Raw genomic sequence first — 15,825 nt, forward strand, 5'->3', positions numbered from 1 at the left:
TTTTGAACCTTCCCGGCGTGCGCACAGCTCATGAATTCACTACCTCCTGTCCTTGTCGAACTACGTGCGGCGACCGCTGCGCTGCACCGACGCCTCGATACCCGTCTGCCGTTTTCCCGCATGGACCTGGCGTTGTACCGCGAGTTGATGAGCGCCTACTACGGCTTCTATCAACCGCTGGAGCGCGCCCTGGCGCCGTGGGGCGAGATCATCCCGGACCTGGAGTGGGGGCGGCGCAGCAAAACTCCGTACTTGCAGGCGGATTTGCGGGCGCTGGGCCTGGAAAACCTGCAGATCGATGCCTTGCCGATATGCCCCGAACTGCCCGCCATCACCAACGTGGCCCAGGCCTTGGGCGCCCTCTATGTGCTGGAAGGCGCCACCCTCGGCGGCCAGGTGTTGCGCGACCTGATCGAGATCAAGATTGGCGTGGGCTCCACCAATGGCGGCGCGTTCATGAATGTGTACGGGGCCGAGACCAGCGCCCTGTGGCAGCGCTTTATGGCGTGCCTTGACCCGCTGCGAACCGCGTACGAGCGCGTGGAGGCGGTGAAGGTCGCCGAGTCGACCTTCCTGTGTTTCGAGCAGTGGCTGGACCGCTGCGGAGTGCTGCGATGACCACGGTCGATACGCTGATCGACGATTGCGCCAGCGAACCCATCCATATCCCCGGCTCGATCCAGCCTCACGGGTTGTTGTTGACGCTGAGCGAACCGGCGCTTGAGGTGCTGCAAGCCAGCAGCAACCTGAGCGGCGCGCTGGGCCTGGACGCGCAACGCCTGTCGGGCCAGGCGCTGGCCAGTGTGCTGGGCAGCGAAGCGGCAGTACAGGTGAGTCGTGCCCTGGCAGACCTGGACGCCTTTGAGGAGGATGTGCATCAACTGACGCTGGATGGCTACGCCTACGACATCCTGCTGCATCGTCATCAAGGCCTGCTGTTTCTCGAACTGGAGCGGAGCCTCACGCTTGAGCACAGCGCTGTGAAGCAGCTGTCCCGAACGCTGCGCCGCTTGCAGTCGGCGAAGACGCTCGACGGCTTGTACCAGATCAGCGTGACCGAGATTCGTAGCCTCACCGGTTATGACCGGGTCACCTTGTACCGCTTCGAGCAGGAAGGCCACGGCAAAGTGATTGGCGAGGCCCTCAGTGACGGCATGCAGCCGTACCTGGGATTATGTTTTCCCGCGTCGGACATCCCGCCCCAGGCCCGCGAGCTGTACCGGCTGAACTGGATCCGCGCGATTCCCGACGCTGAGTACCAGCCGGTGCCGATCCTGCCGGCCCTGCGCCCCGACAACGGCCAGCCCCTGGACCTCAGCTTCGCCGTGTTGCGCAGCGTGTCCCCGGTGCACTGCCATTATTTGAAGAACATGGGCGTGCGTTCCTCCATGAGCATTTCGCTGCTCAAGGACGACCAGCTCTGGGGCCTGATCACCTGTGGTCACCGTGAGCCGTTGCGCGTGCCCCATGAACTGCGCACGGCGTGCACCAGCATCGGCCAGTTGTTGTCGATGCAGATCACGTTGCTCCAGGAGCAGCAGGAGCGCCGCCAACAACGTGACAAGGCCGCCATGGTCGAAGAGTTGGTCGCCGCCATGACCGCGGACCAGTGCGATGTGATGGAAAGCCTGTTGCCCTATGCGCAAACGCTGCTGAACCTGACCGCCGCCGGTGGCCTGGCGATACGGGTGGAAGAGCGCCTGCATGTGTTCGGCGTTTGCCCTGCACGTGCTGAAATCCACGCCTTGTACCAGTGGGTGCGCGGGCAGGGCAAAGGCGTGGTGCACAGCCATCAATTGTCGGTGGACTTTCCCCCGGCGGCGGCCTACCAGGCCCATGCCAGCGGCCTGTTGGCGTTCTGCCTGCCCAAGCCGGTGGACAACGCGGTGATGTGGTTTCGCCCGGAGGTCCAGTCCTCGGTGGAGTGGAGCGGCCAGCCGGTCAAACATCAGGAACCGGGCAGCACGACCTTGAGCCCGCGCCTGTCGTTTGAGTTGTGGAAGCAGCAGGTCGACGGCAAGGCGCTGTATTGGTCGCTGTCGGAGCTACAGGCGGTGGAGAGCCTGCGGCGCAATGCCCTGGAGCATGACCTGGCGCGCCAGGTGCAACGCGAACATGCTGCGGTGCGGGCGCGTGACGAGCTGGTGGCGGTGGTCTCCCATGACCTGCGCAGCCCGCTGACCATCTTGCTGATGCAATGCGGCATGATGCGCAGCATGGTGCCCGCCGAGGACAACAAGGCGAACCGGCGCCTCTCCACCGCGATTGAAACCATGCAAAACGCCACCGCCCGCATGAACACGCTGCTGGAAGACCTGATCGATATTTCGCGCATCGAGGCCGGGCGCTACAGCGTTTCGCTGCAACGGCTCGATGTGGCGGCAACCCTGGACCAGATCTGTTCGATGTGGCAACCGCTGGCGGCGGCCAAGGGTTTGGACCTGACTTGGCGCTCAGTGGACGGGCTGAGTGCCCAGGCCGACCCGGAGCGCTTGTTCCAGGTGTTTTCCAACCTGCTGGGCAACGCCCTGAAATTCACCCCGCTGGGCGGAGTGATCGAGGTGATTGCCGAGGCGGCGGGGGACGAAGTGCTGTTTCGGGTATGCGACAACGGCATCGGCATCGACCCGGCGCAACTGCCGTATATCTTCGACCGCTACTGGACCTCACGCGAGGGCAACCCCACCGGCAGCGGGCTGGGGTTGTACATCTCCCACGGCATCGTCGAAGCCCACGGCGGCACCCTGTGGGCTGAAAGCGTGGTGGGGCAGGGCAGCGTGTTCAGCTTCAGGATTTCGGCCGGGGGCTGAGGCTCAGCAGCTCGAAGATCGCCTCAAGGGTTGCCTGGGGCGCCTCCTGGGGAATGTTGTGGCCCACGCCGGCCAACACTTCGCGCCGATAAAACCCGCTGAAATTTTCCAGGTCGTCATCTTCGACCGGGGCCGGACCTACGCCGTCATCGGCGCCGCACAACGAGATGCTCGGTACTGAAATCGGCGGTGGCTGCACCAGCGCCTGCTCGATGCTTTCCAGCGCCGGATCACCCGGTGCGTACATGAAGCGGTGCCGGTAGGAATGGACCACCACCTCGACAAAATCCGGGTTATCAAACGAGGGCGCTGTCTTGCCATACAGGCTCGGCCCTTCGGCCCAGGACGGCGACCAGAGCGCCCACAGCAACTGGCAGAACTCACGCCGGTTGGCGGTCAGTCCGTCGACACCCCGTTGGGTATGAAGGTAAAACTGATACCACAGCCGATGTTCTGTTTCCGGCGCCCGAGGCTTGGTCGACGCAGCGATATCCTGAATGTTGTAGCCATCGCCCGTCACCAGGCCGCGCACCCGTTCAGGCCAAAGCGCCGCAACGATACACGCCGCGCGTCCGCCCCAGTCATAGCCCACCAGCGTGGCTTTTTCGATGGACAGGGCATCCATGAAATCCAGCAAATCCTTGGCCAGCGCTGCTTGTTGGCCGGAGCGCATCACCTGTTCGTTGATAAAGCGCGTCGGGCCATAGCCGCGCAGGTATGGCACCAATACCCGGTAGCCACGTGCGGCGACCACCGGGGCGATCTCGTCATAGCCACGAGGGTCGTAGGGGAAGCCATGCAGCAGGATCACCACCTCGCCGCCTTCCGGGCCATGGGCTTCGTAGGCGATATCGAGCATGGGCGTGCGGATTTGGAGGGTGGGCATGGAGGCTCCGAGGGTGGAGGGAACGTGTTGGAACTGTAGACCAAGCGGGTTACCGAGTGTGGTTCGAAAGGCTGCAATTGCTTGACTTGTCTAGACCGGCCTGGCGCAAGCCGATGCAATTACCCCAAGGGTCGCGCACCTGGCACATCCACTCGCCGCCCTCGACTTCCATTGGCCCGCGATACAACGTGGCGCCTAACGTGACCAGTCGCTGTACCTCGTGAAGCAGGTCCGTCACCCGCCAATACACCACCGACCCGGCCGCGCCGCTGGCGACCTTGTTGTCTGCATTCACGATTTCGAGGGCAACGCCGTCCACGTCCAAGTGACCGAAATCGTCGGGCTCATGGTAGATGCGCGTGGCGGTAGGGAAGGCCGCGGCGTACCACTCCGTGGCGGCACGCCAGTCGGGGACGTGAATCAGGATGGAGATAATGGGCATCAACCGAACAACACCTGCTGCCAATGGGTTTCACTGATGATAGCGATCGGAATACCGCTATTTCTTAACTCGACGGCTTTTTTGATCTTCGTTCCATATGAGCTATGGAGCCATTGTTCATTACCAACGCTCCCGACCACGAGAAAATGAACCTGCTTGCTCACCGAGTTACCGATAAGGCCGCCGCGTTCTACGACAAGTAACTCACATTCTTTGCGAGGCCCGTACGCCATGACACCGGTAAACAAAAAAGTCCGGTCCTGCCACTCCAGTGTCGGAGCCGGATTGTTCAGCGGCAGGCTGCTGACAGCAGAGGGGCGTTGAGGTGACCCCACCGAGATACCGGAAAACTGATGCAGCATTTCCAACAGTTCTGCGGACTCTTCCGCGTCGAGAACACCGTCACTCAACATGCTGGCAAGGCGCTGATAAAGAATGTTTACCACCGGGTCTTCCAACTGGAGCAGATGGGTTTCTATCCAGGTCTTTAGAAACGCTGCTTCCATCTGATTGATGTTTCCGTCGGCGACCAGGCCGGCAGTGACGCCGAGTAATGCGTCGGCAGAGCGCCGATCAATACGCGCCTTGTGGAAGAGGTGACTGCGTTCGAATTCCTGATGAAGATCGGTCATGCGTCCATGCTCCTTAAGTCAGTGCTTTGCCAGGTCTCGGTCCAGCTCAGCATGGGCCGAAGGTTTCGCGTTGATGGTGAAACCGATATACACACATGTTGTGATGTTTGCCAAATAACCTGTGGCGAGGGAGCTTGCTCCCGTTGGGCTGCGCAGCAGCCCCAGGTTTTGTTGAATGTGTTCTTTGAGTTAGATGGCGTTGAGCTTTTGGGGCCGCTTCGCGCCCCAGCGGGAGCAAGCTCCCTCGCCACAGTGAGGGGCTGACTTAAATCTCTACGTGGGTGATGACGTGTTTGAAGTGGTGTCGCCACAAATCCGCGCCCAGTTTCCCCGAGCGATCCAGCGATGAACCCACAGTCAAATCGCTGATCAGCGTTGGCTGCAAGCCCGCGTCAAACAACGCAAACCCGGCCGCCAGCACACAGGTGTCAGTCTGGATGCCACACACCAACACCCGGTCTGGCGCGAGGCTTTTCAGGTGGCTGATGGTCTCGGGCGTGGGCGCGTAGCCGTGTTTGATGAAGATATGGTCAGCGGCGATCAGGCTGTCGTCGTCGGGCGCCGGTTGCCAGCCGAGTTGGCGAGCGAAGGGGGTTATGTTTTCGTCGTGGCGCTCTACGGTGGCCACTGACGGCATGCGACCCAGCAGGGCGTTGATGCCGATTACCAGCCAGTCGGGCGGGGCGAAGGAGGGTTGTACATCGATGATCAGTAGGACTTGGCGCATTGGCATCCTGGTATAGATCGAAGGACCACGCATTGTGCACCGGGTACACCTCGTCTCCAAGTCTGGCGCGGTCTATGTGGGAGCAGGCAAGCCAGCTCCCACAAGGTTACTCAATTGCCTTCAGATTGTGCTCGGGCTCAAGGCTGCCAAACCGTCTTCACCCCGCTCAACTTCCGGTCCAGGAACGTCGCTGCGCTGATCAGCGCCAAATGGCTCAACGCCTGCGGTGTATTGCCCAAATGCCGTGCCTGGTTATCAAACTCTTCGGCATACAAACCCAGCGGGTTGGCATAGCGCAGCAACTGTTCAAACTCCAGATGCGCCTTCTCCACTTGCCCGGCCCGGGCCAGGCATTCCACGTACCAGAACGAGCACGCTGCAAACGCGCCCTCGGTGCCTTGTAGCCCATCAATCTGGCTGTCGTCGTTGCGATAGCGATAAACCATCCCATCGCGCACCAGGCTTTTCTGGATCGCTTCCAGTGTCGACAACCAGCGCGGGTCGGTCGCCGCAACGAAGCGCACCAGTGGCATCAACAGCATCGAGCCATCCAGCGCGGTGCTGCCGATATGCTGCACAAAGTGCCCGCGTTCTTCGTTCCAGAAGTTGCTCCAGATATCGGCGTAAATCGCCTGGCGGGTCTGGTCCCAACGGGCAAACGGCGCCGGTAGCGAGCGCTTGGACGCCAGGCGGATCGCCCGGTCCAGGGCCACCCAGCACATCAGCCTTGAGTGCAGGAAGTGATGCTGTTCACCGCGCATTTCCCAGATGCCGACGTCTTTGTGGTTCCAGGTTTCGCAGACCTGGTCGGCCACTTCCACCGTGTGTTTCCAGCCCTCGTGGGAGATGGCCTCACCGTATTTGTTGACCAGGTATACCGCGTCCATCAACTCGCCGTAGATATCCAGTTGCACCTGGTCGTACGCCTCGTTGCCGATGCGCACCGGTTGCGCGCCGCCGTGGCCGCTGAGGTGGCTCAGCTCGGTTTCTGGCAGTTCCTGGCGGCCGTCGATGCCGTACAGGATGTTGATTTTCATCGGCTGATCGCAGCAGTCACCCACCCGGCCTTTCAACCAGCGCATGTAGCCGTTGGCTTCCTCGATAAACCCCAGGCGCATAAAGGCGTAGACGGTAAACGAGGCGTCGCGGATCCAGGTGTAGCGGTAGTCCCAGTTGCGCTCGCCGCCGGGTGTTTCCGGCAGGCCGAAGGTGGCGGCGGCGAGGATTGCACCGTGTTTGCGCGAGGTCAAAAGCTTCAAGGCCAGGGCCGAACGATTGACCATCTCGCGCCAGCGCCCACGGTAGTTGGATTGGGAAATCCAGCCGCGCCAGAACTTAAGGGTGCGCTCCAGGCACAGGTCGGTGCAGTCGTTTTTGACTCGGGCATCGTCCAGCCCGCCGAGGACAAACTCGGCGCCTTCTTCCTGGCCGAGTTCAAAGGATGCTACGGCAGCGTCGCCATCCAACTGCAGGGTGTGGCTGCTGGTCAGGCGCAGGCCGGGTTGGTCTGCGGCCTCAAACAACACGTCGCCGTCATCTTGAGTGGCCCGGGTCTGGGCGCGGGCGTAGTCATGACGCACTGCGCAGCGCATATGGATGCTCGCTTTGCCGCTGACCACCCGCACCCGCCGAATCAGGATCGGCAGGTCGTCAACTTCTTCACTGACGGTCAAGAAGTCGGTAATTTCCACCACCGCATCATTACTCAACCAGCGGGTTTGCAGCACGTTGGTGTCGGGCAGGTAGATCTGCTCGCGGCGGGCGTCGGGCAGGTCCGGCGTGAGCTGGAAGATGCCGGCGGCGGGGGAGTCCAGCAATGAGCAAAAGATGGAGGGGCTGTCGAACTCCGGCCAGCAGAAAAAATCGATGCTGCCTTTGTCGTTCACCAGCGCTGCACTGCGCATGTCGCCGATGATGCCGTGGGCATCAATGGCACTTTGTGGTTCGTTTTTCAGATCAACCATTGCCACGAAACTCCGGATAAAGGCTCATGCCGCCATCAATGAACAGGGTGCTGCCCACCACGTAGTCGGAGGCATCACTGGCCAGCCACACCACCGCGTTGGCCACGTCTTCGACGTCACCCACGCGGCCATAGGGAATCAACTTGAGCAGTTCCACTTCGGCCGCGCCTTCGGTGGCGGCGCGGTTGATGGCCGTGCGGATCGCTCCCGGCGCAACGCCGTTAATGCGGATGCGCTGCTGGCTGACTTCCTGGGCCAGGGTGCGCATCAGCATTTCCACGCCGCCCTTGGACGCGGCGTAGTTCACGTGCCCGGCCCAGGGAATCACCTGGTGCACCGAACTCATGTGGATAATCTTCCCGGCGGCCCGGGAAACACCTTCGCGGATGCCCTGGCGGTTGAAGATGCGCAACGCGGCGCGGGCGCAGAGGAACTGGCCGGTGAGGTTGACGCCGATCACGGTGTTCCAGTCGTCGAGGGTCATGTCCACGGCAGCCGCGTCTTTCTGCATGCCCGAGTTGGCCACCAGGATGTCCAGGTGCCCAAACGCCTCAAGGGTTTGCGCAAACAGGCGTTCGACATCCGCCTCTTTCGACACATCGGCGCCAATTGCAATCGCCCGGCCGCCGTTGGCATTGATCTGCGCCGCCAGTGCTTCAGCCGGCGCCGCCTGGGCGTTGTAGTTCAACACCACGGCAGCTCCAGCCTCCGCCAGGGCCTTGGCAGCCCCCGCGCCGATCCCGGAACTCGCGCCGGTGACTAGCGCCACTTGTTGCTCCAACGAAATGCGCATTGCCCCACCCAACCTTTTTTCAGAGTGCCCAATTAGCTGACTGATGGCGTGGGCCACAAGTTCACCGGCTGTCTGGAATGCGACGATGGCTGTCTATATCTATCGTTTTTGCCACAGGGCTTTTCGCTAGAATCAACGCCTGATTGATGCGAGACCTGAGCCGATGAACCGCCAACCCCGCCCCTGGCTTGAAGCCTACGCCGACAACTACCGCAACGACGACGTGGTGCACCCCCATTGCCATGCCCAGGCGCAGCTGATCCATGGCGTGTCCGGGGTGATGGTGGTCAGCACCGCCCAGGGCAGTTGGCTGGTGCCCTCCGGGCATGCGCTGTGGGTGCCGGCCGGAACCCCGCACGAAATCCGCATGGCCGGCGAGGTGCATATGCGCACGCTGTTCCTGATGCCCGAGGCCGAGCCGGGGCTGGGGCGCACCTGCCAGGTGATTGAAGTGTCGGCATTGCTGCGGGAGCTGATCGTCGCCGCCACGCAGATTGCCGGGCACCACAGCCCGCGTCTGCAGGCCATGATCGAGTTGATCCGCATGGAACTGCTCACCGCGCCGGTGGTGGCGATGCACGTGCCGGTGCCTGGCGAAGCACGGCTCGCCAGGCTTTGCACGCATTTCATCCGCAACCCCTCTGACGACAGCAGCCTGGAATCCTGGGCCGACAGCCTGAACATGAGCGCCCGCACCCTGAGCCGAGTGTTCCAGCGGGAGTTGGGCATGAGTTTCGGTGAATGGCGCAAGCGCGCGCGGTTGGCCTTGAGCTTGAAGCTGTTGGCCCAGGGCGTATCAATTCTGGAGGTGGCGCTGGAGCACGGGTATCAGAGCCCGAGTGCGTTCAGTGCGATGTTTCGCAAGTCGTTGGGTTATCCGCCGAGTCATTTTCGGCCGGCTGGGTAAGTTTTCCTGCCGTGGTGGAAAGGCAACCTACCTGTGAATTCTGACAGTAGACACCCATGCTCCAATGCTCAACGCTGCAGGCAGTCACTGATGTGTCCAAAGGATGGGCCTCATGGGAAAGATCCTGCTGCTGTTGCTGCTTGTCAGCCTGTCTGGCAGCCACGTCATGGCGCGGGCGCCGCTCGACAAGGCTGCGTTCATTGAGCATTTGCTCGGGCAGATGACCGTTGCCGAGAAAGTCGGCCAGCTGGAGCTGATTGGCATTGACCGGGAGCGGACCGGAGCCAGCATTCGGGAGGGGATTGCCAGTGGTTTGGTGGGTGGAATTAGTGGCACGCCTTCGCCACCTTATGGATGGGCGTTGCAGCAAGTGGCGATGGAGCGAAGCCGGTTGAAAATCCCGCTGTTCTTTGCGGCGGATGTGATTCATGGCTTGCATACGATATTCCCGGTGAGCCTGGCGCTCGCGGCCAGTTGGGACATGTCGGCGATTGCCCTTGCGGGACGCATCAGCGCCCAGGAGGCAAGCGCCGAGGGTGTTTATTTGACGTTTGGCCCATCGGTGGACATTACCCGCGACCCTCGCTGGGGCAGAGTCTCGGAAGGTTACGGGGAGGATCCCTTCCTGGCCTCTCGTATCGCGGGTGTCATGGTCAAGGCGTATCGAGGGGATGATCCTCGCACAACCGACAGCCTCATGGCCGGCATCAAGCACTTCGCGTTGTACGGTGCGGTCGAGGGTGGCAAGGACTACAACAGCGTCGATATGAGTAAGGCGAACATGTACCAGTTTTACTTTGCGCCGTATCGCGCCGCGGTCGAAGCCGGAGCAGGCATGGCAATGATTGCGTTCAATACCATCGATGGTGTTCCGGCTGCCGCCAATCGGTGGCTGATCAAGGATGTACTGCGGCAGGCGTGGGGGTTTGACGGCGTGACATTGGGTGATTGCCGGGCAATTGAGGGCTGGTTTTGCATGGTGTTGCCCGTGATGTCAGGCAGGCTGCGGCGTTGGCGGTGCGCTCAGGTGTCGACATGGAACTCTGCGATGACGCGTATGCCAGGTATTTGCCTGGATTGGTTGCATCGGGGGAAGTTGATGTCGGGGTGCTGGATGAGGCTGTCCGGAATGTGCTGGGCCTGAAGTATGACTTGGGGCTGTTCGACAACCCGTATCGAAATCTCAACCGCACAGAGTTGCCTCCCATTGCAACGCGCCTGCAGCGAGACGCCGCCCGGGACATTGCTCGCAAGACCTTCGTGCTATTGAAAAATGCCCATCAGACGCTGCCGTTGAACAAGCAGGACAGCATTGCGCTGATCGGTCCCTTTGCCAAAAGCCGGCGCGACCTGCTGGGCAGTTATTGCGGTGATTGTGACGAGCGAAACGTGGTCAGTATCTACGAAGGCTTGGCTCGTGCAGTTGAAGGCAAGGCACCGCTGCTCTATGCCAAGGGCGCGAATTTCACCACGGACACCCAGTTGTCCGAACGCCTGAAACACTACAACACGCCGTTGGATCTGGACCCGCGTTCGCCTGAGGCGCTACTGGACGAGGCGCTGGAGGTGGCGCGTCGGGCCAAGGTCATCGTGGCGGTTGTCGGCGAACCCTGGAGCGTCAACGATGAGTCCATCAGTCGCGCGCGTATCAACCTGCCCGCCAGTCAGCGGCGATTGCTCAGTGCGCTGAAGTCGTTGGATAAGCCGTTGGTGATCGTGCTGGTGAATGGCCGTCCCCTGGATTTGACCCGGGAGCAGGCACAGGCCGACGCCCTGCTGGAAACGTGGTTCAGTGGTACGGAGGGCGGCAATGCGGTCGCTGATGTGCTGTTCGGCGACTACAACCCGTCAGGCAAGTTGCCGATGACATTTCCTCGGTCGGTCGGGCAAATCCCCCTCTATTACAACCACCTGAATACAGGGCGCCCGTTTGATTCTGCTGCGCCCTGGAAATACATGAGCCAATACATCGATGAACCCGACGGCCCGCTTTATCCCTTCGGCTATGGGTTGAGCTACACCCGGTTCGAGCTTTCCGACTTGCAGTTGTCAACGTCGGTATTGCGCGTGGGAGAGCAACTCAAGGCGCGTATCACGCTGGCCAATACCGGCCCGCGTGACGGTGAAACGGTTGTCCAGTTGTATATCCGTGATCTGGTCGCCTCGGTCAGCCGGCCGGTCAAGGAGCTCAAGGGTTTCGAGAAAATCATGCTCAAGGCCGGTGAGCGCAGGATCATTGAATTCACCTTGGATGAGAACGACCTGAAGTTCTACAACGCCCAGCTGGACTACGTTGCCGAGCCCGGCGAGTTCAAGGTGCAGATCGGCTTGGACTCCCAGGACGTACAGGAGCAAAGCTTCGAGTTGCGTTAAGCAAACATATTGTCCGGTTAGCGACGACACATGGCCCTGACGCGGGCGAATCGGACAGACCACCTGCCTAATCTGCAAAGCTCCTTCTTGAGCGAGCCTTGTGATGCACAGCCCTTCTTTTCATCCATGGATGCCCATCGCCCTGTTGAGTGTGCTGGCCGGGTGCAGTGGCGTGTCCGGCCAGCCGTCGACCGTCACCGCGCAGCCCTCGCCGCGGCTATCCGTCGAGTCGGCCGAGCCATTACCCGCCCGCTGGTGGCAGCTGTACCGCGACCCGCAACTGGACGCCCTGGTGGCGCGGGCCTTGCGCCAGAATAAAGACCTTGAAGCCGCTGCCGCCCACGTCGACGCCTTGCTGGCGCGGCTGGAACAGGTCGACGGCGAGCGCCTGCCGTCTACCTCTCTGGACTATGGCCTGGCCTACGGTCGCAGCCGGGATGACCAGACCCTGGCCCAGGCCACCAACGGTCATGCCGGTGCGGAATGGAGCCACACGCCTGAGTTTTCCCTGAGCTACACCCTCGACCTGTGGGGCGAGGTGCGTTATCGCATTGCCGCCGCACGGGCGGATGCCCAGGTGGCGCGGGCGCTGGAAGACGAGTTACGGGTGACAGTCGCCGCGCAGACGGCCCGCGCGTATGCCCAGGCCTGTGTGTATGGAGTGCAGGAGCAGGTGCAGGCGCACTCGGTGCAGTTGCTGGAGCAGAGCGTCGCGGTCACGCAAAAGCTGCAGAAGGCTGGCGCGGCGACGGACCTGGACCTGACTCGCTTGCAAGGCCTGCTGGAAGAAACCCGTGCACCGCTGCCGATGTTCAAGGCCCGGCGCAGCAGTGCGTTGTATGAGTTGGCCGTGCTCAGCGGTTTGTCGCCGGAGCAGGTCACACCGCGCAGCTGTGCCCACAGCCCGCAGTTGCAGGCTGCGTTGCCGGTGGGCGAGGGGTGGGCGCTGGTGCAACGGCGGCCGGATATCCGCCGCGCCGAAGGGCAATTGCGCGCAGCCACCTTGACGGTGGGCCTGTCCCGCGCCGAGCTATACCCGCGGATCACCTTCGGCGCGATGCTCGGTTCGTCCGCCAGCAGCCTGGGCAAACTCGGGGACCGCTACGCCACGGTGTATTCCGTCGGGCCGCTGGTGTCCTGGCGCTTTCCCAACCGGCAGGTCGCCCAGGCGCGGGTCAGGCAGAGCCAGGCCGAAGCGCGCCAGGCCCTGGCACGGTTTGACGGTACGGTGCTCAACGCACTGAAGCAGGTGGAGCAGGCCATGGCCCTGTACCAGGGCGAACAGCAGCGTGGGCAGGCCCTGGCCGCCGCCCTGGACAACAACCGCCGCGCCTTCGACCTGGCCTCCCGCGGCTACCATTCCGGCGCGCTGGATGCCCTGCAACTGCTGGACAGCGAACGCAGCCTGGTGGGCCTTGAAGCCCGCGTGGCCGAGTCCGACCTGCGCCTGATCAATCGCCAGATCGACCTGTTCCAGGCCCTCGGTGGCGGCTGGCAGCATGACGATCCAACCGCCCCCTTATCTGTCGCTGTCAATGGAGCCACACCATGAACCAGGCTGTTGAACCCATTCGCCTGACCGTTATGCAACGCCATCGTCGCGCCCTGGTGACCACGGCTTCCCTCGCGACGCTGGTGGGGCTGGCAACCTTTGCCGGGTACTGGTGGCAATGGGGGCGTTTTCTTGAAGAAACCGACGATGCCTATGTGCGCGCTGATTGGGTCGCTATCAGCCCGCGAATTGCCGGGTATGTAGCCCAGGTGCTGGTGGAAGATAACCAGCCGGTCAAGGCCGGGGATGTGCTGGTGCGTATCGATGAGCGGGATTTCACCGAGCGTCTGAACAGCGCCCAGGCGCAACTGCAACAGGCGCAAGCAGCAGCGAGCGCACAGCAGGCATCGGTGCAAACCCTCGACGCGCAAATGGGCGAGCAACAGCAACGCATCGCCCAGGCCCGGGCGGAACTGAGCAGTGGCGAGGCCGAAGCCCGGCGCGCGCGGCTCGATTACCAGCGTTATCGTGAATTGGTCGCGCAACAGGTGGCCAGCGCCCAGCACCTGGAAACCGTCAGCGCCAGCCAGGCCAAGGCCCAGGCGGCCCTGGCCCAGGCGAGCGCCCAGGTCGCGCGGCAGCAGGCGCAGTTGCAGGTCTTGCAGGCACGCCGGCAACAGGCGCAGGCGCAAATCGTCGAGCATCAGGCACGCATCGGCGAGGCCCAGGCCAACCTCGCGCTGGCCCGCAATGCGTTGAAGGACACCGAGATCCGCGCGCCTTTTGATGGCGTGGTGGGCCAGCGCAAGGTCCGGCGCCAGCAATACGTGATGCCCGGCCTGCCGCTGTTGGCGGTGGTGCCGGTGGAGCAGGCCTATGTGATTGCCAACTACAAGGAAACCCAGTTGCAGCACATGGCGCCGGGGCAGTCGGTGGAAATCGCGGTGGACAGTTTTGCCGGCGCACATTGGCACGGCAAAGTGGAAAGCATCGCCCCCGGCTCTGGTGCCGTGTTCGCGCTGTTGCCGCCGGACAACGCCACCGGCAACTTCACCAAGATCGTCCAGCGGTTTCCGGTAAAGATTCGCCTGGAACCCGGTGAGTCGCGGGTGCTGCCGGGCATGTCGGTGATTGCCACGGTTGATACCCGCCCTGCCGCCAGCCAGGAGCACGTCCATGGAGGCTGAAGGGCGTGTGCCGTTTCGCGCCTGGGTCGCGGTGATCGGCGGGCTGTTCGGCTGCTTCATGGCCGGGATGAACGTGCACGTCACCAGCGCCGCACTGCCGGAAATCGAAGGTGCACTGGGCGCGACGTTTGAGGAGGGTTCGTGGATTTCCACCGCTTACCTGGTGGCGGAGATCATCATGATTCCCCTCACCGCGTGGCTGGTGCAGGTGTTTTCCCTGCGCCGGGTGATGCTGTGGGGCTCGGGGATATTCCTGGTGGCCTCGGTGGCGTGTTCGCTGTCGCCCAACCTGCAAGTGATGATCCTGATCCGGGTGGTGCAGGGCGCGGCCGGGGCGGTGCTGATTCCCTTGTCATTCCAACTGATCATCACCGAGCTGCCGCCCAGCAAGATCCCGCTGGGCATGGCCTTGTTCAGCCTGGCCAACAGTGTGGCCCAGGCCGCCGGGCCGTCGATTGGCGGCTGGCTGACCGATGCGTATTCCTGGCGCTGGATCTTCTACCTGCAACTGTTCCCGGGGATCGCGTTGCTGGCGGCGGTGGCCTGGTCCATTGACCGCCAGCCGATGCAGTTGGGCCTGCTGCGCCAGGGCGACTGGCTGGGTATCGGCTGCATGGTGCTGGGCCTGGGTGCGTTGCAGATCGTGCTGGAGGAGGGCGGGCGCAAGGACTGGTTCGGCTCGCCCTTTATCGTGTGGATGACACTGCTGGCGGTGGTGGGCCTGATCGGCTTCGTTGCCCGGCAATTATGGGGCGCGCACGCCTTTATCAACCTGCGACTGTTGGGCCACTACAACTTTGGGGTGGCCAGCGTGGCGATGTTTATCTTCGGCGCCAGTACCTATGGCCTGGTGTTCCTGGTGCCCAACTACCTGTCGCAATTGCAGCACTACAACGCCAGCGAAATTGGCGTGAGCCTGATCGCGTATGGTCTGGTGCAACTGATCATGGCGCCGTTTTTGCCGCGCCTGATGAAGTGGGTCAGCGCCAAAATGCTGGTGGCCTCGGGGTTCGCGATCATGGCTTTGGGCTGCTGGATGGGTGCGCACTTGTCGGCGGACAGCGCCAGCAATGTGATCGTGCCCTCGATCGTGGTGCGCGGCATGGGCCAGCCGCTGATCATGGTGGCGTTGTCGGTGCTGGCGGTGCACGGCCTGGCCAAGGTGCAGGCGGGGTCGGCGTCGGCGGTGTTCTCGATGCTGCGCAATCTGGGGGGCGCCGTTGGAACAGCGTTACTGGCGCAGTTGGTGGTGGTGCGTGAGCGGGTGCATTCGGCGCGGATCGGGGAGGCGGTGACGCTGTTTGACCCGGTGCTGCAACAGCGCTTGCCTGGCGGGGTGCTGCAGGAGCAGTTGCCGGAGCATCAGGTGGTGTTGGACCTGCTGGATCAGAGTGTGCGCCATCAGGCGTTTTTGATGGCCTACAGTGATGCGTTCTTTCTGGCGTGTGTGGCGTTGGCAGCGTGTGCGGTGGCGGCGTTGATGTTGCGGCGGATCTAGGGGCAGTGCTGTGGGGGATTCAAGTTAGCGCAATGGTTCAGGTGTGTTTTTTATGGTTTTGGGGGGCTGGGTACATATCCGTTATTTGGGTGATGGCCGCTTATGGTTCCGCTC

Annotated in this window: 12 protein-coding genes and 1 pseudogene; 7 read left to right on the forward strand and 6 right to left on the reverse strand. The window is 62.4% G+C overall.

What is annotated here, in order from left to right; all coding sequences use genetic code 11:
• Positions 1-30: 30 nt before the first annotated feature.
• Positions 31-618: a biliverdin-producing heme oxygenase gene (locus HX786_RS15210; RefSeq protein WP_032899296.1), complete on the forward strand. Its 588-nt coding sequence runs from the start codon at positions 31-33 to the stop codon at positions 616-618.
• Positions 615-2,810, forward strand: a complete 2,196-nt coding sequence (locus HX786_RS15215) for an ATP-binding protein (protein WP_178912291.1) — start codon at positions 615-617, stop codon at positions 2,808-2,810. The genes HX786_RS15210 and HX786_RS15215 overlap by 4 nt, the downstream gene beginning before the upstream one ends.
• Here the strand turns inward: HX786_RS15215 and HX786_RS15220 are convergent.
• From HX786_RS15220 to HX786_RS15245, 6 genes are all read right to left on the reverse strand, one after another.
• Positions 2,788-3,696 carry an alpha/beta fold hydrolase gene (locus HX786_RS15220; protein WP_178912292.1) on the reverse strand — a complete coding sequence of 303 codons (909 nt, stop codon included), beginning with the start codon at positions 3,694-3,696 and terminating at the stop codon, positions 2,788-2,790. The genes HX786_RS15215 and HX786_RS15220 overlap by 23 nt on opposite strands.
• A 49-nt stretch (positions 3,697-3,745) precedes the next feature.
• Positions 3,746-4,138: a VOC family protein gene (locus HX786_RS15225; protein WP_003208182.1), complete on the reverse strand. Its 393-nt coding sequence runs from the start codon at positions 4,136-4,138 to the stop codon at positions 3,746-3,748.
• The gene (locus HX786_RS15230) at positions 4,138-4,770 is read right to left on the reverse strand and encodes a BRCT domain-containing protein (protein WP_178912293.1); all 633 of its coding nucleotides are present in this window, start codon (positions 4,768-4,770) and stop codon (positions 4,138-4,140) included. Before HX786_RS15230 ends, HX786_RS15225 begins: the two co-directional genes overlap by 1 nt.
• A 265-nt stretch (positions 4,771-5,035) precedes the next feature.
• Complete coding sequence (locus tag HX786_RS15235; RefSeq protein ID WP_178912294.1) at positions 5,036-5,497, reverse strand: cysteine hydrolase family protein; 462 nt, start codon at positions 5,495-5,497, stop codon at positions 5,036-5,038.
• A 137-nt stretch (positions 5,498-5,634) separates the two neighbouring features.
• Positions 5,635-7,461: a glycoside hydrolase family 15 protein gene (locus tag HX786_RS15240; RefSeq protein ID WP_008434531.1), complete on the reverse strand. Its 1,827-nt coding sequence runs from the start codon at positions 7,459-7,461 to the stop codon at positions 5,635-5,637.
• Positions 7,454-8,254 (reverse strand): SDR family oxidoreductase, encoded by an 801-nt coding sequence (locus tag HX786_RS15245; protein ID WP_178912295.1) that lies wholly within the window; start codon positions 8,252-8,254, stop codon positions 7,454-7,456. The genes HX786_RS15240 and HX786_RS15245 overlap by 8 nt, the downstream gene beginning before the upstream one ends.
• A 163-nt stretch (positions 8,255-8,417) precedes the next feature.
• On the opposite strand from HX786_RS15245, the gene HX786_RS15250 reads away from it, so the two are divergent.
• The 5 genes and pseudogenes from HX786_RS15250 (at position 8,418) to HX786_RS15270 (ending at position 15,711) form a co-directional block, all read left to right on the forward strand.
• Positions 8,418-9,161, forward strand: a complete 744-nt coding sequence (locus HX786_RS15250) for a helix-turn-helix domain-containing protein (protein WP_178912296.1) — start codon at positions 8,418-8,420, stop codon at positions 9,159-9,161.
• Positions 9,162-9,273: 112 nt separating this feature from the next.
• Positions 9,274-11,534 (forward strand): annotated as a pseudogene (gene bglX / locus HX786_RS15255) (beta-glucosidase BglX).
• A gap of 103 nt (positions 11,535-11,637) precedes the next feature.
• The gene (locus HX786_RS15260; RefSeq protein WP_178912297.1) at positions 11,638-13,086 is read left to right on the forward strand and encodes an efflux transporter outer membrane subunit; all 1,449 of its coding nucleotides are present in this window, start codon (positions 11,638-11,640) and stop codon (positions 13,084-13,086) included.
• Positions 13,083-14,213, forward strand: a complete 1,131-nt coding sequence (locus tag HX786_RS15265; RefSeq protein WP_003208172.1) for an HlyD family secretion protein — start codon at positions 13,083-13,085, stop codon at positions 14,211-14,213. Before HX786_RS15260 ends, HX786_RS15265 begins: the two co-directional genes overlap by 4 nt.
• Positions 14,203-15,711, forward strand: coding sequence for an MDR family MFS transporter (locus tag HX786_RS15270; protein WP_178912298.1), 1,509 nt, complete (start codon positions 14,203-14,205; stop codon positions 15,709-15,711). The genes HX786_RS15265 and HX786_RS15270 overlap by 11 nt, the downstream gene beginning before the upstream one ends.
• The last annotated feature ends 114 nt before the right edge of the window (positions 15,712-15,825 follow it).

The organism is Pseudomonas sp. 21615526, assembly GCF_013386245.1.
Taxonomy (GTDB): domain Bacteria; phylum Pseudomonadota; class Gammaproteobacteria; order Pseudomonadales; family Pseudomonadaceae; genus Aquipseudomonas.

What these genes read in the sequence shown, in the direction of transcription:
- HX786_RS15235 (WP_178912294.1), bottom strand. Translation starts at nt 5,497, where the DNA reads ATGCGCCAAGTCCTACTGATCATCGATGTACAACCCTCCTTCGCCCCG.
- HX786_RS15210 (WP_032899296.1), top strand. Translation starts at nt 31, where the DNA reads ATGAATTCACTACCTCCTGTCCTTGTCGAACTACGTGCGGCGACCGCT.
- HX786_RS15270 (WP_178912298.1), top strand. Translation starts at nt 14,203, where the DNA reads ATGGAGGCTGAAGGGCGTGTGCCGTTTCGCGCCTGGGTCGCGGTGATC.
- HX786_RS15230 (WP_178912293.1), bottom strand. Translation starts at nt 4,770, where the DNA reads ATGACCGATCTTCATCAGGAATTCGAACGCAGTCACCTCTTCCACAAG.
- HX786_RS15215 (WP_178912291.1), top strand. Translation starts at nt 615, where the DNA reads ATGACCACGGTCGATACGCTGATCGACGATTGCGCCAGCGAACCCATC.
- HX786_RS15240 (WP_008434531.1), bottom strand. Translation starts at nt 7,461, where the DNA reads ATGGTTGATCTGAAAAACGAACCACAAAGTGCCATTGATGCCCACGGC.
- HX786_RS15225 (WP_003208182.1), bottom strand. Translation starts at nt 4,138, where the DNA reads ATGCCCATTATCTCCATCCTGATTCACGTCCCCGACTGGCGTGCCGCC.
- HX786_RS15260 (WP_178912297.1), top strand. Translation starts at nt 11,638, where the DNA reads ATGCACAGCCCTTCTTTTCATCCATGGATGCCCATCGCCCTGTTGAGT.
- HX786_RS15265 (WP_003208172.1), top strand. Translation starts at nt 13,083, where the DNA reads ATGAACCAGGCTGTTGAACCCATTCGCCTGACCGTTATGCAACGCCAT.
- HX786_RS15220 (WP_178912292.1), bottom strand. Translation starts at nt 3,696, where the DNA reads ATGCCCACCCTCCAAATCCGCACGCCCATGCTCGATATCGCCTACGAA.
- HX786_RS15245 (WP_178912295.1), bottom strand. Translation starts at nt 8,254, where the DNA reads ATGCGCATTTCGTTGGAGCAACAAGTGGCGCTAGTCACCGGCGCGAGT.
- HX786_RS15250 (WP_178912296.1), top strand. Translation starts at nt 8,418, where the DNA reads ATGAACCGCCAACCCCGCCCCTGGCTTGAAGCCTACGCCGACAACTAC.